Genomic DNA, 19,684 nt, shown 5'->3' with positions numbered 1-19,684 from the left:
CCCCAAGGCCCCCACCCAGCCGGGCACCGCCGGCGACATCGTCATCGCGTACCTGGCCGGCCAGGCGGCAGCCCTCCTCTCGCAGGACCCCCGCGTGCGCAGGGCCGAGGAGGACGCCGTGCACCAGATGCGGGTGGCCGCCCGCAGGATGCGCAGCGCGCTCAAGGCGTTCAGGACGGTCGTGAAGGACACCGACCGGCTCCAGGACGAGCTGCGCTGGCTCGGCGCCGTTCTCGGTGAGGCCCGCGACCTGGAGGTCATCAGGGCCAGGTTCGGCGGGGCGCTGAACGGGCTGGCCCCCGAACTGGTCACGGGCCCCATCCAGGCGCGGCTCGGCACGGACCTGCTCGAACGCGAGCAGGAGGCGTACGTGCGCATCAAGGACGCGCTCAGCGGCGAACGCTACTACACGCTCCTCAACGCGCTCGACTCCCTCATCTCCGCCCCGAAACTGGGCAAGGCCGCGGCCAAGTCCGCGCAGGAGCGACTGAGCGCCATCGCGGCGGCCGGCTGGGACCGGGTGACGAGGGCGTACGACACCGCCCAGGCCATCGAGGACCCCGAACGCCGCGAGATCGCCATGCACGACGTGCGCAAGGCGGCCAAACGCGCTCGGTACACCGCCGAAGCACTCAAACCGACGCTGGGCGCCGGCATGGGCAGGCTCGCCGAGCTCGCCGAGGGCATCCAGGAGATCCTGGGGACGCACCAGGACGGCGTGGTCGCGCAGGAGACCTTGACGAAGGAGGCCGAGAACGCCCGCCAGGCCGGCGAGGACACCTTCACGTACGGGGTGCTCGTGGGGATCGAGCGCAGCGCGGCTGACCGGGCGCATGCCGAGTTCCCCAAGGTCTGGGCGGAGACCGTCGAAGCGGTCGACCAGATCGTGTGACGATCTGTCCGCAGCAATGGGGGCGGGCCAAGCGGCCGCTCTCACGCCGGGTAACGCTCGGCGCTGACGACGTGCCCGCCGGCGCGGTGCAGCACGGCGAAGGCGCCCTTGCGCAGGTGCATGCTCCTGCCGCTGAGCGCCTCGATCAGTTCCGGCAGCACCTTGCCGTGGCTGCACACCGCCGCGGGCAGCGCGAGGTCGCCGACCAGGGCGGGGGTCTTGCGCGGATCCTGGCCCTCCTCGCTGAGCAGCGGCTCGATCCGGATCCCCGCGCCGGCCCGCGTCCCGGTCCCGCCGGCTCCGTGCGGCATCGCGGCGAGGTACGGCTCCAGGGTCTGGACGCACCGGGCGCTGGGGGAGCTCACGAGCACCTCGGGCCGGTACGCGGGCAGCACACGGGCCAGGTCCGCCGCGTGCGCACGCCCGGTGGCGTCGAGCGGCCGTTCGGCGTCCTCACCCTGCCACTCGTTCCTTGAGCCCGCCGAGCCGTGCCGGACGAGCACGAGGGGCGTGGTCGCGAGCGGCGCCGCGGCCAGCGCCCGCAGCAGCCCGGCGTCCCACTCGTACGTCAGCAGCCGCCTGGCCTCGTCCACCGGCAGCCAGCGCAGCTCGTCCACCTCGTCCCCGGGCACGAACCCGTCGTCGGCGACCGCCCTGCCCACCCAGTAGTCGACCCGCTTGAGCCGCTCGGAGCTGAGGTAGTGGACGGGCGGCAGCGCGCGGCCGAGCACGATGGTCATGCCGGTCTCCTCACGCACCTCGCGCAGGGCGGCGGCGATCACGTGCTCGCCGGACTTGAGCTTGCCCTTGGGGAAGGTCCAGTCGTCGTAGGCGGGACGGTGGACGACGGCCACGTGGGGGCGGCTCTGCTCACCCCGCCAGACCACGGCTCCGGCCGCGCGGAGCAGGTCAGTCATCAACAGTCCTCCAGCGACGGGTGCCGACGAGGTGGCTCTGCAGGTCCTCGCCCGGGTGGCGGACCCAGGAGCCGTCGGAGCCGAGCCACCACGCGTTGGTCGTCTCGGCCATGGCCCGGTCCATCAGCTCGACGAGGTACGTCTTGTGCTGCTGCGACGTCACCTTGACCAGGGCTTCGACGCGGCGGTCGAGGTTCCTGCGCATCAGGTCGGCGCTGCCGATCCAGAGCTCGGGCCGCCGTCCCAGGCCGAACTCGTACACCCTGGAATGCTCCAAAAAGCGCCCCAAGACCGACCTTACGCGGATATTTTCGGACAGGTTGGGGATGCCTGGCCGGAGCGTGCAGATGCCCCGCACCCACAAATCCACCGGCACGCCGGCCCTGGACGCCCGGTAGAGCGCGTCGATGATCGGCTCGTCCACCAGTGAGTTCGTCTTGATCCTGATCCTGGCCGGGCGGCCGGCCTGCTGATGGGCGATCTCCCGCTCGATCCTGGCCAGCAGCCCGCTGCGCATGGAGTGGGGGGCGACCAGCAGCCGCCGGTAGGCGGAGTGGTTGGAGTAGCCGGTCAGGTGGATGAACAGGTCGGTCACGTCCTCGCCGACCAGCGGGTCCGCGGTGAGCAGGCCGAAGTCCTCGTACTGGCGGGCGGTCTTGGGGTTGTAGTTACCGGTGCCGATGTGGCAGTAGCGGCGCAGCTCACCCGAGATCTCCTGGCGGATCACCAGCGCCAGCTTGCAGTGCGTCTTCAGCCCGACCACGCCGTAGACGACGTGGCAGCCGGCGCGTTCGAGCTTGCGCGCCCAGGAGATGTTGGCGTGCTCGTCGAAGCGGGCCTTGATCTCCACGACCACCACGACCTGCTTGCCCGCCTCGGCCGCGTCGATGAGCGCGTCCACGATGGGCGACTCGCCGCTGGTGCGGTAGAGGGTCTGCTTGATCGCCAGGACGCGGGGGTCGGCCGCGGCCACCTCGATGAAACGTTGCACGCTGGTGGCGAACGAGTCGTACGGGTGGTGCAGCAGCAGGTCGCGCTCGCGCAGGATGGAGAAGATGTCGTCCTCGGCGTTGATCACCTCCGCCGGCACGAACGGCCGGTAGCCGAGCTCGCCGCGGTCGAGGTCGGCGATGGCGTGCAGGCCGGTCAGGTCGAGCGGCCCCGGCAGCCGGTAGATCTCGTGCGGCGCCAGCTCCAGCTCCTCCACGAGCGGCGCCAGCACCTCGGGCGTGATCGTGTTCTCGACCTCCAGCCGCACGGGCGGGCCGAAACGCCGCTTGAGCAGCTCCTTCTCCAGCGCCTGCATGAGGTTCTCCGTGACGTCCTCGTCCACGTCGAGGTCCTCGTTCCTCGTCACGCGGAAGACGTGGTGCTGAAGAATCTCCATGCCCTTGAAGAGCTGGCCGAGGTGTGCCGCGATGACGTCCTCCAGCGGCACGAACCTGTCCTTGGACGCGGGCACGAACCTCGGCAGCTGCGAAGGCACCTTGACCCGCGCGAACACCGTGTGATCGGTCGACGGGTTGCGCACCAGCACGGCCAGGTTCAGGCTGAGCCCCGAAATATAGGGAAAGGGGTGGGCGGGGTCGACGGCCAGCGGCGTCAGCACCGGCCGGATCCGCTCCCTGAAGAGCTTGCGCAGCTCCGTACGTTCCTCCCGGCCCAGGTCGTCCCACCTGACGATCTCGATGCCCTCGCTCGCGAGCTGGGGGAGGAGGTGGTGGTGGAAGGCCGTCGCGTGCCGTCTGGCCAGCTCGTCGGCGACCGTGCCGATCCTGGCCAGCTCTTCACGGGGCTTGAGCCCGCTCTTGGTCCGCAGCAGCAGGCCGGTGGCCATGCGCCGCTTCAGCCCCGCCACCCGTACGCGGAAGAACTCGTCGAGGTTGCTGGCGAAGATCGCGAGGAAGCGCACCCGTTCGAGCAGCGGCAGCGAGGCGTCCTCGGCCAGTTCGAGCACCCGCTCGTTGAACTGGAGCCAGCTCTCCTCGCGGTTGAGAAATCGTTCTTGGGGGAGGGGCAGGTCGTTGGCGGGGGAAAACGCTTCCGCGGACATATGGCGTATATTGCCCCGATTGGTTGAACAGAACGTTAACGTCGTCGCAACGGCTCGCCCTCGTCGGTCAGCGCCGCTCAACCTCATCGTCACCCGGCATGACCTGCGGGTTCAAGGTTCACTCCTGATGATCTACCTGACCTAGACGCGCGGCGCGCTCGGCCAGCCGGGCCTCCCGCTGGCGGATCTTCTCCTCGCGCTCGCGGGCCTTCTCGACCTCCTTCAGCAGCCGCTCGCGCTCCTTCAGCTCCCGCACCCTGGCCTTCTCGGCCTCTTTGAGCTCGCGCTGGCGCAGCTTCTCGGCCTCCTTGAGCTCCTTCTCGCGGGCCTTCTCCAGCTCACGCAGTCCTTTGTCCCCGGTGCGCGGTTTGGCCGGCGGCGTCAGTTCGCGGGTCGTGAGGCTGATGGCCGGGCTGGGATTGAGCCCCGTCAGACCGTTCCACGCCAGGTTGACCAGGTGGGCGGCGACCTCCTCGCGTCCCGGCTTGCGTACGTCGAGCCACCACTGCCCGGTCAGGGCCACCATGCCGACCAGCATCTGCGCGTACATCGGCGCGAGCGTGGGCTCGTAGCCGCGGGCGGCGAACTCGTCGGCCAGGACGTCCTCCACCTGGCTCGCGATCTCACTGATGAGGCTCGCGAACGTGCCCGTGCCGGAAGCGGCGTGGGAGTCGCGCACCAGGATGCGAAAGCCCTCGCTGCTCTCCTCGATGTACTGCAGCAGGGCCAGTGCGGCCCGCTCCAGCTTGATGAGGGAGTGGGAGGCGGCGAGGGCTTCGGTGATCATGGTGAGCAGCTTCTGCATCTCGCGGTCGACCACGACCGCGTAGACGCCTTCCTTGCCGCCGAAATGTTCGTAGACCACGGGCTTCGAGACCTGCGCGGTAGCGGCGATCTCCTCGATAGAGGTCCCGTCGAACCCCTTCTCCGCGAAAAGCGCACGGCTGATGCGGATCAGCTGCTCTCGTCGCTCGCTACCGGACATGCGTCTGCGGGATCGGGGTTCCGTCACGGTCTCCATAATGACGGCCACGGCGGTGTGGCCGCCTTCCGGCAGATCGGGGTCAGCCAATGCGTTTCGCCGCCAGCCGCTCCGGGTTCGGCCAGCGGACAGCGTACACCCAGCCCAGCCGCTCGAAGATGCGGATCAGGCCGGCGCTCAGGTCGATCTGGCCCTTGAGCGCGCCGTGCCTGGCGCAGGTCGGGTCGGAGTGGTGCAGGTTGTGCCACGACTCGCCGAACGACGGGATCGCCAGCCACCACACGTTGCGCGACTTGTCGCGCACCTGGAAGTCCTCCTCGCCGAAGACGTGGCAGATGGAGTTGATGGACCAGGTCACGTGGTGGAGCAGGCCGATGCGGACGAGCGACCCCCAGAACAGCGCGGTCAGCGCGCCCTGCCAGGACCAGGTGAGGAGCAGGCCGAGCAGGCCGGGCAGCAGGATCGAGACCAGGGCCAGCGGCGGGAACCACTTGTGCAGCTTGATGACGTCGGGGTCCTTGCACAGGTCGGGAGCGTACTTCTCCCTGTTGGTGCGCTCGCTCTCGAACAGCCAGCCCATGTGGGCGTAGAGCAGGCCCTTGGTCATGTTCTTGAAGCCGGGGCCGAAGCGCCACGGCGAGTGCGGGTCGCCCTCCTTGTCGGAGAACTTGTGGTGCTTGCGGTGGGTGGCCACCCAGTCGAGCACCGACATCTCCAGCGACAGGCTGCCGGCGATGCCCAGCGCGATCTTCAGCGGCCGCTTGGCCTTGAACGAGCCGTGGGTGAAGTAGCGGTGCAGGCCGACGGTGACGCCGAGCCCGGAGACGACGTAGAAGACGAAGGCGATCGCGATGTCCGTCCAGCCGAGGCCCCATCCCCAGGCCAGCGGTACCGCCGCCGCGATCGCGACGATGGGCAGCCCGACGACGAGGGCGAAGGTGACGAGCTCGGTCTTCGACCGTGGCTCTGGTTCGAAGTCCGGCTTCGGGGCAGGGGACGAACGTTCGGCGGTAACGGTCATGGGCGACCTCCAATGGCCTGTATGAGGACGAATGTCCGGCTACGCTACCGTAACCTACGCCATCGTAAGTAAGGAAGACCTAAGCCTGGAATATGGTGAAGGTGACGTTCCGGTGGGCAAGGTAGGTGGGGTTCATGCCTTGCGTCTTTTCTGGCGGACTGTTAAGGCTGGGCGTAGCCGTACTGTCGCTCTACCTGGGCGGATCACCCGCCACACGGAGCCGGGGCGTGATTACGGGCGCGCGCGCACGCGTGGGCTCGGTATCGTAGGGATGTGTCGGACGCCACGTGTCCGATCTGTCCCGGATCGTCTAATCGGCAGGACAAGTGGTTTTGGTCCACTTTGTAGGGGTTCGAGTCCTCTTCCGGGAGCTTTGAGGTGATCCCCCGCTGAGTGTCCTGGCTGAGGCCAGGTATCCTCACGATGTCGGGAGGGTGTCGGTGCGGTAGCCGCACCGTACAAACCCTGATTCGTCCAGCCACAGGGAGCCTCAGTCCGTGAGTGTGCCGCGCCCGGCAGCCGTCATCGTCCTCGCCGCGGGCGAGGGCACCAGGATGAAAAGCCAGACCCCGAAAGTCCTGCACGAGTTGTGCGGCCGCGCGCTGCTCGACCACATGCTCGCCGCCGCCCGTGACCTCGGTCCTGAGCGGCTCATCGTGGTCATCGGCCACGCGCTCGAACGTATGCGCGGCCATCTCGCGGCGACCAGCCCCGACGCTCGCGCCGTCGTCCAGAACGAGCAGCGCGGCACCGGCCACGCCGTACGCACCGTGATCGAGGAGGTCGGCCCGATCTCCGGCACGGTCCTCGTCACCTACGGCGACGTGCCGCTGCTGCGACCTCAGACGCTCGCCACGCTGCTCCAACGGCACGACGCCGACGGCAACGCGGTCACCGTGCTGACGGCCGAGGTGCCCGACCCGACCGGCTACGGGCGGATCATCCGCGACGAGTCCGGCGCCGTGCTGGAGATCGTCGAGGAGAAGGACGCCGACGCCGGGCAGCGCGCCATCAAGGAGATGAACTCCGGCATCTACGCCTTCGACGGCGAGCTGCTGGCCGACGCCGTCAAGCGGGTGTCCGCCGACAACGCCCAGGGTGAGGAATACCTCACCGACGTGCTGGCCATCCTGCGCGGCGACGGCCACCGCGTCGGCGCCTGCGTGGCCGGTGACTTCGTCGAGGTCGAGGGCGTCAACGACCGTGTCCAGCTGGCCGCCGCCCGGCAGGTGCTCAACCGGCGCCTGCTGGAGGCCCACATGCGCGCCGGCGTCACGGTCATCGACCCCGCCAGCACCTGGATCGACGTGAGCGTGCGCATCGCCCCCGACGCGGTCGTCCACCCGGGCACCCAGCTCCACGGCGACACCGTCATCGAGGCCGGCGCCGAGGTCGGCCCCGCCACCACGCTCACCGCCACCCGGGTCGGGGCCGGCGCGATCGTCCGCAACGCGGTCTGCGACCACGCCGAGATCGGCCCGCAGGCCAGCGTCGGCCCCTACGCCTACCTCCGCCCCGGCACGGTGATCGGCCGCAAGTCCAAAGCAGGCACATTCGTCGAGATGAAGAACACCAAGGTCGGCGAGCGTTCCAAAGTGCCGCACCTGTCCTACGCCGGCGACGCCACCATCGGCGACGACGTCAACATCGGAGCCTCCACCGTCTTCGTCAACTACGACGGGGTCGACAAACACCACACCACCGTGCGCGACGGCGCGTTCGTCGGCTGCGACACCATGCTCATCGCCCCCGTGACCGTCGGCGACGGCGCCTACACGGCGGCGGGCTCGGTGATCAACGACGACGTCCCGCCGGGCGCGATCGGCGTGGCGCGAGCCCGGCAACGCAACATCGAGAAGTGGGTCCTGCGCAGGCGCGCGAGCACCAAGTCGGCCGCGGCCGCCCAGCGGGCGCTGGCCGAGCGTGATCAGGAGAAAGAGGCATGACCGAGCTTGCCGAGGTCATCGAGCAGTACAGCACCGAGGTCGTGAGACCGACGAAGGGGGTCTCATGACCAGCATCAAGCAGCCGGGCGAGAAGAATCTCATGCTCTTCTCCGGCCGGGCCTACCCCGAACTGGCCGAAGAGGTGGCCGACCACGTCGGCGTCTCCCTCACTCCGACCAAACTCATCGACTTCGCCAACGGCGAGATCTACGCCCGCTACCTCGAGTCCGTACGCGGCTGTGACGCCTTCGTCATCCAGAGCCACACCGGGCCCATCAACAAGTGGATCATGGAACAGCTCATCATGGTCGACGCCCTGAAGCGGGCCTCCGCCAAGCGCATCACCGTGGTCATGCCGTTCTTCGGCTATGCCCGCCAGGACAAGAAGGGCCGCGGCCGCGAACCCATCACGGCCAGGCTGATGGCCGACCTGTTCAAGACCGCGGGCGCCGACCGACTCATGTCGATCGACCTGCACACCTCGCAGATCCAGGGTTTCTTCGACGGCCCTGTCGACCACCTGTTCGCCATGCCGGTGCTGGAGAACTACCTCAAGAACAAACTCGACCTGGCCAACACCACCATCGTCTCGCCCGACACCGGCCGCGTCCGCCTGTCGGAGCGCTGGGCCGACACGCTCGGCACGCCGCTGGCGTTCATCCACAAGCGGCGCGACCTCGACGTGGCCAACTCGGTCAAGGTCAACGAGGTCGTCGGCACCGTACGCGGCCGCACCTGTGTGCTGATCGACGACATGATCGACACCGCGGGCACGATCTGCAAGGCCGCCGACGCCCTCTATGAGCAGGGCGCCACCAACGTCATCGCCGCCGCCACCCACGCGGTCTTCTCCGACCCGGCGGTCGACCGGCTGAAGAACTCCCGCATCAGCGAGGTGATCGTCACCAACACGCTGCCGCTGACGCCCGCCAACAGGTTCGACAAGCTGACCGTCCTGACGATCGCCCCACTGATCGCCCGCGCGATCAGCGAGATCTTCAAAGACGGCTCCGTCACGAGCTTGTTCGAGGGCGACACCTGAACAAGTAGACTATGGGGGTTGCGCTCGTAACGCCTTCCGCTAGGGCGGGTGAGGGGGAGCGCTCATCGATCCGATCCTTATGCATCCCTAGGAGATGTCGTGTCTGAAGTACGTATCGCCGCCGAGCGGCGCACCGCGTTCGGCAAGGGCGCCGCCCGCAAGATCCGTCGCGCGGACAAGGTGCCCGCCGTTCTCTACGGGCACGGCACCGACACCCAGCACCTGACCCTGCCCGGCCACGAGGTGCTGCTGGCGCTGCGCACGCCCAACGTGCTCATCCGCCTTGAGGGTGAAGGCGTCAACGACCTCGCGCTGCCGAAGGGCGTGCAGCGCGACCCGATCAAGGGCTTCGTCGAGCACGTCGACCTGCTCCTGGTCAGGAGCGGCGAGAAGGTCACCGTCGAGATCCCGGTCACCACGGTCGGCGACGTGCACCCCGACGGCCTGCTCGACCAGCAGCTCGTCTCCATCGCCGTCGAGGCCGAGGCCACCCACATCCCGACCGGTGTCGAGGTCGACGTCGAGGGCCTGGAGGTGGGCCGCGTGATCACCGCCGGCGACCTCTCGCTCCCGCAGGGCTCCACGCTGGCCGCCGACGCCGACGCCGTGATCCTCCACGTCATCAACAAGCCGACCGAGGCGCCGGCCGAGGGCGCCGAGGGCGAGGCCGCCGAGGCTGCTGAGGGCGCCGAGGCCTCCGCCGAATAACGGATCGTCCGGACGGCGGGGCGGCTTCGCGCGAGCCGCCCCGCCGCGCTACGAGGGGATCACATGGATCGCTGGCTGATCGCCGGGCTGGGCAATCCGGGGCCCGAATACGCGGGTAATCGGCACAATGCAGGCTTCATGGTGCTCGACGAACTGGCCGCGAGGGCCGGCGGGCGGTTCAAGGCGCACAAGAGCCGGGCCGAGGTCTGCGAGACCCGTGAGGCCATCCTCGCCAAGCCCCTGACCTACATGAACCTCTCCGGCGGGCCCGTCAAGGCGCTCTCCGACTTCTACAAGATCGGCCCGGAGCGGCTGATCGTCGTCCACGACGAGCTCGACGTCCCCTACGGCGCGCTGCGGGCGAAGCTCGGCGGCGGCGACAACGGCCACAACGGGCTCAAGTCGATCACCAAGGTGCTCGGCACCCGCGACTACCTCCGGGTGCGTTTCGGCATCGGCCGCCCGCCCGGCCGCATGGACCCTGCCGCCTACGTGCTCAGAGACTTCGCCACCGCCGAGCGCAAGGACCTGCCCTTCCTCGTCGACCGGGCGGCCGACGTCGTGGAGTCGTTGATGACCCGCGGCCTCGACGCCACCCAGAACGACTTCCATCGGGCTGATCTGCACATTTCCGGCCCACCTCGCTGATCGTCGCATAGAGTCGTTCGCCGGTTGCGTCGGCCAGCCGCCGCTACGATCTGTGACTGTCCGTACGGGAATGGTCACCGGGGAGGCGTGTGTGCGCGGTGAAGGGCTCATGGCCGTCGCCGGGAACGGCCATGCTGTCTCCTGGGGGGCCGGTCCCCGCGTGCCCTCCTGGGTGCGCTCCTACCGGCTGCGTGTCGTGCTGGCCGACCTGTGCGGGGCGGGAGCCGCGGCCGCGATCGCCTTCACGGTCAGGTTCGGCGGGCTCACCCCGTATGTGCTGCCCTACCTTCTGGTCAGCCTCGCGCTGCCGATGGTGTGGTGCTGCGCGGTGGCGCTCAACCGGGCCTACGAGCCGCGCATGCTGGGCGTCGGCTCCGAGGAGTTCCGCAGGATCCTGCAGGCGGGCGTGGCGCTGACCGCGGGCACCGCCATCGGCTCGTACGTGACCAAGACCGACGTCGCCCGCGGCTACGTCGTGCTGGCGCTGCCCCTGGTCACCTTCTTCACCCTCGTGCTCCGGTACGCCCTGCGGCGCTCACTGCACCGGCGCAGGGCGGCGGGCGAGTGCATGCGCCGCGTGGTCGCGGTCGGCCACCCGATCGCGATCGCCGAGCTGGTACGCCTGTTCCGCAGGGAACGCCACCACGGCATGGACGTCGTGGCCGCCTGCCTGCCCGGCGGCCGGGCCGGTGAGCACGTCGGCGAGGTGCCGGTCGCCGGCGACCTCAGCGACGTGCCGATCGCCGTCGGCCAGTACACCGCCGACACCGTGGCCGTGCTCGCCTGCCCCGAGATGGACGGCCAGGCGCTGCGGCGGCTGGCCTGGCGGCTGGAGCGCACCCACACCGAGCTCGTGGTCGCCCCGGCGCTGATGGACGTCGCCGGCCCGCGCACCACGATCAGGCCCGTCGCCGGGCTGCCGCTGCTGCACGTGGAGCACCCCGAGCTCACCGGGGCGAGGCAACTGGTCAAGAACGTCTTCGACCGGCTGGTCGCCGTCGCGCTGCTCGTCCTGCTGGCCCCCGTGCTGGTGGCGCTGGCGGTCGCCGTCCGCGCGACGAGCCCCGGGCCCGCGCTCTTCCGGCAGACCCGGGTGGGCAAGGGCGGCAGGCTGTTCACCATCGTGAAGTTCCGCACCATGAGGCGCGGGTCAGAGCGGCAGAAGATCACCCTGGTCAGCGACAGGGACGGCGTGCTGTTCAAGATGCGCAACGATCCGCGGGTCACGCCGCTGGGCGCGCTGATGCGCCGCCACTCGCTCGACGAGCTGCCCCAGCTCATCAACGTCGTACGCGGGCACATGTCGCTCGTCGGCCCCCGCCCGCCGCTGCCCGAGGAGGTGGCGCGCTACGGTGACGACGTGCGCAGACGACTTCTCGTACGCCCTGGGCTGACCGGGCTGTGGCAGGTCAACGGTAGATCTGACCTATCGTGGGAGGAATCCGTCCGTCTAGACCTGCGTTACGTGGAGAACTGGTCCCTCACCCTGGACCTCCAGATCCTGTGGAAGACTTGGTCGGCCGTCGCCCGCGGGCAAGGAGCTTATTGATGACGATTCGCGACGATCACGCCCTCGCCGCTGACCTGGCCACCGAGGCCGGTGAGCGGTTGATGAGGATCCGCGAGCGCACCGGGTTCGACGACCCGGCCGCGCTGCGGGCCGAGGGCGATCGCGCCGCCCACCTTCTGCTGATGGAGTCGCTGTCCAGGCTGCGGCCGAGTGACTGCGTGCTGTCGGAGGAGGCCACCCGTGAGGAGCGGCTCGACCCGCGCCGCCTCACCGCCGACCGGGTGTGGATCGTTGATCCCCTGGACGGCACCCGCGAGTTCTCGGAGCGGGCAGGGCCCGTGGGGAGCGCGACCGTCGGCACAGAGCGACGAGGAGGCTTCGATGAGGGGCGGTCGGACTGGGCCGTGCATGTGGCGCTCTGGGAGCGCGGCAGGCTCACCGCCGGCGCCGTGGCGTTGCCCGCGCAGGGCCGTACGCTGACGACCGCCGACCCGCCCAAGCCGCCCGCCCACGAGAAGGGCCGTTTCCGCATCGCGGTGAGCCGCACGCGGCCGCCCGAGTTCGTCAAGAAGCTGGCCTACCTGGTCGGCGCCGACCTCGTGCCGATGGGGTCGGCGGGTGCGAAGATGGCGGCGGTGCTCACCGGCGACGTCGAGGCGTACGTACACGCCGGGGGCCAGTACGAGTGGGATTCCGCCGCGCCGGTCGCCGTCGCCCTGGCCGCAGGGGTTCACGCGAGCCGCATCGACGGCTCGGAGCTGCGGTACAACCAAGCCGACCCGTCTCTACCCGATATCCTGGTTTCCCTACCGGAGCTGGCGCCATCCCTGCTCGCCGGCATCCGGGACCTGCACCGCTGAACCTCCGGAGGAAGCTCCCATGCTCCAGCGCGACTACACGACGTCGCAGCTCGACGTGCTCGAGGCAGAGGCCATCCACATCATGCGTGAGGTGGCCGCCGAGTTCGAGCGCCCATGTCTGCTCTTCTCCGGGGGCAAAGACTCGATCGTCATGCTCCGCATCGCGGAGAAGGCGTTCTGGCCCGCACCCATCCCGTTCCCGCTCATGCACGTCGACACCGGCCACAACTTCGACGAGGTCATCGAGTTCCGCGACCGGCGTACTGCCGAGCTCGGCGCGCGCCTGATCGTGGCCAGCGTGCAGGATTCGATCGACCAGGGCCGGGTCGTCGAGCAGACGGGCCGACACGCCTCACGCAACCGGCTGCAGACCACCACGCTGCTCGACGCGATCGAGGAGCACGAGTTCGACGCCGTGTTCGGCGGCGCCAGGCGCGACGAGGAGAAGGCCAGGGCCAAGGAACGCGTGTTCTCCTTCCGCGACGACTTCGGCCAGTGGGACCCGAAGAACCAGCGCCCCGAGCTGTGGAATCTCTACAACGCCCGCATCCGCAAGGGTGAGCACATCCGCGTCTTCCCGCTGTCCAACTGGACCGAGCTCGACGTCTGGGACTACATCAGGCGGGAGGGCATCGAGATCCCCTCCATCTACTTCGCCCACACCCGCAAGGTGTTCGAGCGCGACGGCATGCTGCTGCCCGACGCCGACGTCGTCCAGCGGGGCGACGACGAGCCGCTGTTCGAGGCGGTGGTGCGCTACCGCACCGTGGGCGACATGACCTGCACGGGCGCCGTGCAGTCCCCGGCCACCACGGTCGAGGAGATCATCGAGGAGATCGCGGCCACCAGGATCACCGAGCGCGGCGCCACCAGGGCCGACGACCGGTCGTCCGAAGCGGCCATGGAGGACAGGAAGAGAGAGGGCTACTTCTGATGGACATCCTTCGCTTCGCCACGGCGGGGAGCGTCGACGACGGCAAGTCCACTCTCATCGGGCGGTTGCTCTTCGACTCCAAGGCGATCTTCGAGGACCAGCTCGAGGCCGTCGAGCGCACCTCGCGCGACCGCGGCACCGAATACACCGACCTGTCGCTGCTGACCGACGGCCTGCGGGCCGAGCGGGAGCAGGGCATCACGATCGACGTGGCCTACCGCTATTTCGCGACGCCGCGCCGTAAGTTCATCATCGCCGACACACCCGGGCACATCCAATACACCCGCAACATGGTCACCGGCGCCTCCACGGCCGACCTGGCGATCATCCTCATCGACGCCCGCAAGGGCGTGCTGGAGCAGTCGCGGCGTCACGCGTTCCTGGCCTCGCTGCTGCGGGTGCCGCACCTGGTGCTGGCCGTCAACAAGATGGACCTGGTCGACTACTCGCAGGAGCGGTTCGAGGAGATCAGGGAGGAGTTCACGTCGTTCGCGTCCAAGCTGAACGTCGGCGACCTCACCTTCATCCCGATCTCCGCACTCAACGGCGACAACGTGGTCTCCCGCTCGGAGAACATGCCCTGGTATCTCGGCACGTCGCTGCTGCACCACCTGGAGAACGTGCACATCGCCTCCGACCGCAACCTGACCGACGTGCGCTTCCCCGTCCAGTACGTGATCCGCCCGCAGCGGGCCACCGACCACGCCTTCCACGACTACCGCGGCTACGCCGGCCAGGTGGCGGGCGGCGTGCTCAAGCCGGGTGACGAGGTGGTGCACCTGCCCTCCGGCCTCACCACGCGGATCGCGTCGATCGACACTTTCGACGGTCCGGTGGAGGAGGCGTTCTCGCCGATGTCGGTGACGCTGCGCTTCGAGGACGACCTCGACATCTCGCGCGGCGACATGATCGCCAGGCCCAACAACCAGCCGCACGTCGCCCAGGAGCTCGAGGCGATGATCTGCTGGATGGCCGACGGCATCAAGCTGACGCCGCGCACCAAGTTGACGATCAAGCACACCACCCGCACGGCGCGCGCCCTCGTGCGCGACCTGCACTACAGGCTCGACGTCAACACCCTGCACAGGGACGAAGAGGCCACGTCGCTCAGCCTCAACGAGATCGGGCGGGTGTCGCTGCGGGTCACCCAGCCGCTGTTCGTGGACGACTACTCCCGCAACCGGATGACCGGCGGGTTCATTCTCGTCGACGAGTCCACCAACGGCACGGTCGGCGCCGGCATGGTCATGGACGCCCACTGAGGTAGATCTTTTGGTGTTTCCGTGACCGTCTGATTACACTGCGCGCTAGGGTCTTCGCGTTCCGTGTTGGCGACGCGAAGGCCCTTCTCCGTGACCGACCACCCACCCGCCCGGGTCATCTACCTGGGAGGCCTCGGCCGCAGCGGCACCACGCTGCTGGAAAGGCTGCTGGGCGAGCTGCCCGGCGTGGTGGCGCTGGGAGAGGTGGTGCACCTCTGGGAGAGGGGCGTTCTCGCGCAGGAGCTCTGCGGGTGCGGTGCGGCGTTCCCCGCCTGCGCCTTCTGGAGTGCGGTCGGGGAGCGGGCGTTCGGCGGCTGGACCACGTCGGTGGCCGGAAGGGTCCTGACGCTGAGGCGCCGGGTCGACCGCACCCGCAGAATCCCGCGCATCGCCCATCCCGACCTCGCCGAATACGCGCAGGCATACCAGATGCTCTACACCGCCGCGGGCGCGCCGGTCGTCATCGACTCCAGCAAACACGCGTCGCTGGCGTGCTGCCTGGTCGCGGCGGGCGTGGACGTGTCGATCGTGCACGTGGTGCGCGACCCGCGTGCCGTCGCCCACTCCTGGGGCAGGACCGTCGAACGCCCTGAGGACGGGCATCCCATGACCCGCTGGAGCCCAGCCAGGACCGCCGTGCACTGGACGGCCCAGAACGCCGCGCTCGAACTGCTCGCCGGGCGCGGAGCCCGGGTCGTCCGCGTCCGGTACGAAGACCTCGTCGCCGCGCCCGTCGACACGCTCACCGGCCTGGCCCGCAGGCTCGGCCTGGCCACGGCGGAGCTGCCGTTCATCGACGGCTCGACCGCCTGGCTCGGCCCCTCCCACACGGCCTCGGGCAACCCGATGCGCTTCCACGTGGGGCGGGTGGAGCTGCGGCGGGACGACGCGTGGGTGTCGGGGCTGGCGGTGCGCGACCGGCGTGCCGTCGACCTCCTCACCTGGCCGCTCAGGGCGCGTTACGGCTACCGGAGCGCGGCATGACCCGATCCGTCGGCGTGGTGATCCCGACCCGCGGGAACCGGCCGGCCCAGTTGCGTGAGGCCGTCGAGGCGGTGCTCGCCCAGGACCACTCCGGCGGGCTGTCCGTGGTCGTCGTGGCCGACCTCCCCGACGCCGAGCCGGCCGCCGCGGTACGCGCCGTCGCCGCGCAGGTGGGCGGGTCAGCTTCGGTGCGGGTCCTGCCCAACGCCCTCACCCCCGGGCTTCCAGGGGCGCGGAACACCGGGATCGCGGCGTGCGAGACCGACCTGGTCGCGTTCTGCGACGACGACGACGTGTGGCTGCCCGGCAAGCTCGCCGCCCAGGTTCGGGCGCTGCGCGACGGCGGTGAGTTCGCCAGCTGCGGCATCGAGGTCGAATACGGCCGCCGCCGGGTGGCCCGGCTCGCCGGCACCTCGACCGTGACGGCCGACGATCTGATCCGTTCGCGGATGGTGATGGTGCACTCCTCGACATACGTGTTCGAACGCGGCTCCTTGTGGGTGGACGAGAGCGCTCCCGCCGGGCAGAACGAGGACTGGGACCTCGCCCTGCGCGCCGCCACGCGCCGGCCGATCGTGCACGTCGACCGTCCGCTGGTCCGAGTGGGGTGGGGCGGATCCCACTACGCCACGCGCTGGGCCGAGCGCATCGCCGGGCTCGACTGGATGCTCGCCCGCCACCCCCGGCTGGCCGCGAACCCTCGCGGCGCGGCGCGGGTCTACGGCCAGCTCGCCTTCAGCCACGCCGCGCTCGGCCACCGTCGCGAGGCCGTCCGCTGGGCGTTGCGCACGTTCGCGGCCCGGCCGGGGGAGCCGCGGGCGCCGATCGCGCTCGCGGTGGCCGCCGGTCTCGTGTCCGCGCCCACCGTCCTTGCCGCACTTCATCACAGGGGGCACGGCATTTGACCCCACCCCGGCCACCAACCCCGCCCACCGGCCTTCTCGACACTTCGCCTCTGATCTCCTCAGGGCTTCCCGACCGGTCGCCGTCCCCGAGCCACCGGCTCTGCGATCAACCGGCGCTCGGCTCGCGCGGCCGGCGGACGGCGCGGGTGCGGGTCGGCGGGGTCGAGGTGGACGCGCTCACCGAGGACGACGTGGTCGCGTGGGTGGCACGCGAGCTGGAGGCGGGAAGGGGCGGCCGGATCGTCACCCCGAACGTCGACATCTGCAGGGCCGCAGCCGCCGACCCCACGCTCAACGACCTGGTGTGCTCGGCGGAGCTCGTCGTGGCCGACGGCATGCCGCTGGTGTGGGCGGCCAGGCTGCGGGGCACCCCGCTGCCCCAGCGTGTCACGGGGGCCGACCTCATCTGGTCGCTCAGCCGGCGCGCCGCCCGCCACGGCTGGCCCGTCTACCTGCTCGGCGGCCCTCCGGGCGTCGCGCACGGGGCAGCGGCCGAGCTCGCCGGCCGCTGCCCGGGGCTGAACGTGTGCGGCGCCCACAGCCCGCCGTACGGCTTCGACGCGACCGCGGAGGGCAGGGCAGGTGTCCTGCGGAAGGTGGCCGGCGCGCGGCCGCGGCTCGTGTTCGTCGGGCTGGGGTTCCCGAAGCAGGACCGGCTCATCGCCGACCTACGGCACGAGCTGCCGGGGACGTGGTTCCTGGGGTGCGGTGCGGCGATCGGGTTCGCCGCGGGGGCGGTCGCCAGGGCTCCGGGGTGGATGCGGCGGGCCGGGCTGGAATGGGCGTTCCGAATGGCCGTCGAGCCGGGCCGGCTGGCGCGTCGCTACCTGGTCGACGACCTGCCGTACGCGGCCGGGCTGCTGGGCGGCTCGCTGGCCGCACGGGTCCGGTCGCATCGCAGTCCCTGACCGGGCGGGGCTCCCGTCAGGTGGCGGTGAGGGTTCGTACGCGGGCGACGTCCTCGGGGGTGAGACCGCGGGCGGCGTCGCGCAGGGCCTGACGGGAGTCCATCGGCCGGTACGCCGTGCGCGACAGACCCGACCAGGCGAACCCGTCACCCGCCCGTGAGCGGCCCGTGCACGCCCTGCGGATGCGGCGTTCGGCGGCGGGCGTCCAGGTCAGGCCGGCGTGGTCGTACAGCTCGCGGAAGCGGGGGAGCGGATCGGCGGCCAGGGACTCGTACGACGTGGTGAGGATGCCCGGGGTGCGGGCCAGGATCGAGCGGGTCGCCCGCCACAGCGCGGCGGCCTTGGCGATGCGGTCATGAGAGCCGGCCAGGGCGCGCAGCTCCAGCAGGTCGGGGTGGTCGCGCACCAGCAGCGGCTGCTCCAGCAGCTCGTGGACGTGCACGGTCCATCCCAGCCGCTGCCAGCTCGCCACGAACGACACCGGATCGCGCACCAGCGCGATCACCCGGCAGCCCAGGCGGCGGGCGAACCAGCCGGCGCTGAGCACGGCGAACGGGTCGTCCAGGAGCGCCCGCCGTCCCGCCAGCCGGCCGAGCGTGAACGCGGTGCCGTAGAGGACGAGGCGGGCCAGGTCGTACGGGGAGTGGTTGGCGCGCAGCTCGGCCAGCCAGTGGTAGCGCAGGGCGACCGTGTCGCGGAAGGCGGGCAGCCAGGTGGCGGCGTTGTCGTCGCAGATGTACTGGAACCGGTGGGTCACCTCGGCCCTGAGCACTCCCGGGCAGCGTCCTGGCGGGTGCTGCGGGTTGAGCGGTTCGTTGACGTAGACGAGCTCGCCGCCGGCGGTGAGCATCTTGCCGGTCCAGCTCGTGCCGCTTCTCGGCAGCCCGGTCACCAGCACGGGAGCGCGGGTCACGCGGCCGTCCACGAGCGCGGGCGCAGCGCCGCCAGGGTGTGGCGGCCGAACGGGTGCAGGCCGTAGCGGCGGTGGAGCTGCCACAGGGGGAGCAGATTCTTCACGAGTACGCCGCCCGACCAGCCGATGACCGCGCCGAGCGCCCCGTGGGCGGGGATCAGGGCCAGGTCGAGGGCCACCGTGCAGGCGATCGCGGCCAGCAGGTTGCGCAGGCTCGCACCGGTGTGCCCGGCGGCGGTCAGCACCACGTCGACCATCCCGCAGGCCGTGGCCACCATCATCGTGCCCGCCAGCACGAGCGCCACCGGCCCCGCCTGGGCGTAGGAGGGGCCGAACAGGTGCAGCAGCCAGGGCGCCAGCGCCGCGTACCCCAGCCAGACCGGCCAGGTCATCACCACCAGCCAGATCGTGGCGGCCTGGTAGAGCTCGCCCGCGCGCGCCCGCTCGCCCTCGGCGAGCGCCCTCACCAGCCGATCCTGTACGGCCTGCGCCAGCCCCTGGTTGGCGAGCTGCCCGACCACCTTGAACCGGGTGGCGGCCGTGTAGACGGCGGCCTGCGCGGGCCCGGCGAGCGCGGCGACGATCACGATGTCCACCCGCTGGAACACCGCCTGGATCGCCCCGGCGACCGAGCGCGGCGCGGTGTGCCGCCACAGGTCCCGGCCCGTGCCAGGCAGGTACGGCGTGCGCGGCGCCCGTCCGCGCAGCCCGGCGGCGGCCAGGACCGGCAGCAGCGCGTACGGCGCCGCCCACGCGACCGGCAGCCACCACACGGCCCCGGCCAGCGCCACGGCGGTCACGAGGACGAGCTGGCACCCCGGCACGAACACGCCGTCGAGCAGCACGGTGGGCCGCATGGCCCCGAACCCTCTGGTGGCGCAGAGCAGGACGTCGCCGGCCACCATGAGCGGGATCGCCACGGCGGTCAGGCCGAGGTGCGGGTGGAGCAGCGCGGCGGCGGCGCAGGCGGCCACGACGCTGGGGCAGAAGGCCGCCCGGATATATCCCGAGATGCCGTGATAGTCGTAGGTCTTCGCCCGCGCGATGAAGTAGATCAGCCCGTTCCCCGCGTCCAGCTTCGCGATCCCGGCCGCCATCAGCACCAGCGCGGTCACCGTGAAGAACGCCCCCGCCTCCGCCGCCGTGAACGCCCGCGTCACCACCACGACCAGGGCGAACTGCGCGAGAGCGCTGAGCAC

Annotated in this window: 18 protein-coding genes and 1 tRNA gene; 13 read left to right on the top strand and 6 right to left on the bottom strand. The window is 70.4% G+C overall.

The window, feature by feature from the left end:
• Positions 1-892, top strand: an 892-nt coding sequence (locus tag E1267_RS33220; RefSeq protein WP_132338483.1) for a CHAD domain-containing protein, incomplete at its 5' end; no start/stop codon positions are given.
• Between the two features lie 41 nt (positions 893-933).
• On the opposite strand, the gene E1267_RS33215 is transcribed toward E1267_RS33220, so the two are convergent.
• The 4 genes from E1267_RS33215 to E1267_RS33200 form a co-directional block, all read right to left on the bottom strand.
• On the bottom strand, positions 934-1,809 hold the full coding sequence (locus tag E1267_RS33215) for an NUDIX hydrolase (protein ID WP_246064412.1): 876 nt from the start codon (positions 1,807-1,809) through the stop codon (positions 934-936).
• A complete protein-coding gene (locus E1267_RS33210; RefSeq protein ID WP_132338481.1) occupies positions 1,802-3,862 on the bottom strand; it encodes an RNA degradosome polyphosphate kinase in 2,061 nt (686 codons plus the stop codon). The genes E1267_RS33215 and E1267_RS33210 overlap by 8 nt, the downstream gene beginning before the upstream one ends.
• A 118-nt stretch (positions 3,863-3,980) precedes the next feature.
• Positions 3,981-4,883: a TetR/AcrR family transcriptional regulator gene (locus tag E1267_RS33205; protein WP_342774920.1), complete on the bottom strand. Its 903-nt coding sequence runs from the start codon at positions 4,881-4,883 to the stop codon at positions 3,981-3,983.
• 43 nt (positions 4,884-4,926) lie between these two features.
• On the bottom strand, positions 4,927-5,865 hold the full coding sequence (locus E1267_RS33200; protein ID WP_132338479.1) for an acyl-CoA desaturase: 939 nt from the start codon (positions 5,863-5,865) through the stop codon (positions 4,927-4,929).
• 299 nt (positions 5,866-6,164) lie between these two features.
• Between E1267_RS33200 and E1267_RS33195 the strand changes: the two genes are divergently transcribed.
• From E1267_RS33195 to E1267_RS33140, 12 genes are all read left to right on the top strand, one after another.
• Positions 6,165-6,236: transfer RNA gene (locus tag E1267_RS33195), tRNA-Gln, on the top strand.
• A gap of 126 nt (positions 6,237-6,362) precedes the next feature.
• The gene (gene glmU / locus E1267_RS33190) at positions 6,363-7,811 is read left to right on the top strand and encodes a bifunctional UDP-N-acetylglucosamine diphosphorylase/glucosamine-1-phosphate N-acetyltransferase GlmU (protein ID WP_132338477.1); all 1,449 of its coding nucleotides are present in this window, start codon (positions 6,363-6,365) and stop codon (positions 7,809-7,811) included.
• 64 nt (positions 7,812-7,875) lie between these two features.
• The gene (locus tag E1267_RS33185) at positions 7,876-8,853 is read left to right on the top strand and encodes a ribose-phosphate diphosphokinase (RefSeq protein ID WP_132338475.1); all 978 of its coding nucleotides are present in this window, start codon (positions 7,876-7,878) and stop codon (positions 8,851-8,853) included.
• Positions 8,854-8,952: 99 nt separating this feature from the next.
• The gene (locus E1267_RS33180) at positions 8,953-9,561 is read left to right on the top strand and encodes a 50S ribosomal protein L25/general stress protein Ctc (protein WP_132338473.1); all 609 of its coding nucleotides are present in this window, start codon (positions 8,953-8,955) and stop codon (positions 9,559-9,561) included.
• 63 nt (positions 9,562-9,624) lie between these two features.
• On the top strand, positions 9,625-10,209 hold the full coding sequence (pth, locus tag E1267_RS33175; RefSeq protein WP_132338471.1) for an aminoacyl-tRNA hydrolase: 585 nt from the start codon (positions 9,625-9,627) through the stop codon (positions 10,207-10,209).
• Between the two features lie 109 nt (positions 10,210-10,318).
• On the top strand, positions 10,319-11,758 hold the full coding sequence (locus tag E1267_RS33170; protein ID WP_246064413.1) for a sugar transferase: 1,440 nt from the start codon (positions 10,319-10,321) through the stop codon (positions 11,756-11,758).
• Positions 11,758-12,579: a 3'(2'),5'-bisphosphate nucleotidase CysQ gene (locus E1267_RS33165; RefSeq protein ID WP_165959939.1), complete on the top strand. Its 822-nt coding sequence runs from the start codon at positions 11,758-11,760 to the stop codon at positions 12,577-12,579. The genes E1267_RS33170 and E1267_RS33165 overlap by 1 nt, the downstream gene beginning before the upstream one ends.
• Before the next feature lie 19 nt (positions 12,580-12,598).
• On the top strand, positions 12,599-13,513 hold the full coding sequence (gene cysD / locus E1267_RS33160) for a sulfate adenylyltransferase subunit CysD (protein WP_132338467.1): 915 nt from the start codon (positions 12,599-12,601) through the stop codon (positions 13,511-13,513).
• The gene (gene cysN, locus E1267_RS33155) at positions 13,513-14,775 is read left to right on the top strand and encodes a sulfate adenylyltransferase subunit CysN (protein WP_132338465.1); all 1,263 of its coding nucleotides are present in this window, start codon (positions 13,513-13,515) and stop codon (positions 14,773-14,775) included. Before cysD ends, cysN begins: the two co-directional genes overlap by 1 nt.
• 90 nt (positions 14,776-14,865) lie before the next feature.
• Positions 14,866-15,759, top strand: coding sequence for a sulfotransferase family protein (locus E1267_RS33150; RefSeq protein ID WP_181957877.1), 894 nt, complete (start codon positions 14,866-14,868; stop codon positions 15,757-15,759).
• Positions 15,756-16,664: a glycosyltransferase family 2 protein gene (locus E1267_RS33145; RefSeq protein WP_132338463.1), complete on the top strand. Its 909-nt coding sequence runs from the start codon at positions 15,756-15,758 to the stop codon at positions 16,662-16,664. Before E1267_RS33150 ends, E1267_RS33145 begins: the two co-directional genes overlap by 4 nt.
• Positions 16,665-16,810: 146 nt before the next feature.
• The gene (locus E1267_RS33140; RefSeq protein ID WP_132338461.1) at positions 16,811-17,572 is read left to right on the top strand and encodes a WecB/TagA/CpsF family glycosyltransferase; all 762 of its coding nucleotides are present in this window, start codon (positions 16,811-16,813) and stop codon (positions 17,570-17,572) included.
• 16 nt (positions 17,573-17,588) lie between these two features.
• Here E1267_RS33140 and E1267_RS33135 read toward each other — a convergent pair whose 3' ends face one another.
• Together E1267_RS33135 and E1267_RS33130 are read right to left on the bottom strand one after the other, a co-directional pair.
• Positions 17,589-18,485 carry a sulfotransferase gene (locus E1267_RS33135; RefSeq protein WP_132338459.1) on the bottom strand — a complete coding sequence of 299 codons (897 nt, stop codon included), beginning with the start codon at positions 18,483-18,485 and terminating at the stop codon, positions 17,589-17,591.
• Positions 18,482-19,684 (bottom strand): lipopolysaccharide biosynthesis protein (locus E1267_RS33130; RefSeq protein WP_132338457.1); only part of this gene is annotated, 1,203 nt, incomplete at its 5' end. The genes E1267_RS33135 and E1267_RS33130, both read right to left, overlap by 4 nt.

This window comes from Nonomuraea longispora, from assembly GCF_004348345.1.
Classification (GTDB): Bacteria; Actinomycetota; Actinomycetes; order Streptosporangiales; family Streptosporangiaceae; genus Nonomuraea; species Nonomuraea longispora.
This window is presented reverse-complemented; position numbering and strand designations above follow the sequence as displayed.

Excerpts from the sequence above, each read along its gene's own strand:
- E1267_RS33215 (WP_246064412.1), bottom strand. The coding sequence starts at position 1,809 with ATGACTGACCTGCTCCGCGCGGCCGGAGCCGTGGTCTGGCGGGGTGAG.
- E1267_RS33210 (WP_132338481.1), bottom strand. The coding sequence starts at position 3,862 with ATGTCCGCGGAAGCGTTTTCCCCCGCCAACGACCTGCCCCTCCCCCAA.
- E1267_RS33205 (WP_342774920.1), bottom strand. The coding sequence starts at position 4,883 with ATGGAGACCGTGACGGAACCCCGATCCCGCAGACGCATGTCCGGTAGC.
- E1267_RS33200 (WP_132338479.1), bottom strand. The coding sequence starts at position 5,865 with ATGACCGTTACCGCCGAACGTTCGTCCCCTGCCCCGAAGCCGGACTTC.
- E1267_RS33185 (WP_132338475.1), top strand. The coding sequence starts at position 7,876 with ATGACCAGCATCAAGCAGCCGGGCGAGAAGAATCTCATGCTCTTCTCC.
- pth (WP_132338471.1), top strand. The coding sequence starts at position 9,625 with ATGGATCGCTGGCTGATCGCCGGGCTGGGCAATCCGGGGCCCGAATAC.
- E1267_RS33170 (WP_246064413.1), top strand. The coding sequence starts at position 10,319 with ATGGCCGTCGCCGGGAACGGCCATGCTGTCTCCTGGGGGGCCGGTCCC.
- E1267_RS33165 (WP_165959939.1), top strand. The coding sequence starts at position 11,758 with ATGACGATTCGCGACGATCACGCCCTCGCCGCTGACCTGGCCACCGAG.
- cysD (WP_132338467.1), top strand. The coding sequence starts at position 12,599 with ATGCTCCAGCGCGACTACACGACGTCGCAGCTCGACGTGCTCGAGGCA.
- cysN (WP_132338465.1), top strand. The coding sequence starts at position 13,513 with ATGGACATCCTTCGCTTCGCCACGGCGGGGAGCGTCGACGACGGCAAG.
- E1267_RS33145 (WP_132338463.1), top strand. The coding sequence starts at position 15,756 with ATGACCCGATCCGTCGGCGTGGTGATCCCGACCCGCGGGAACCGGCCG.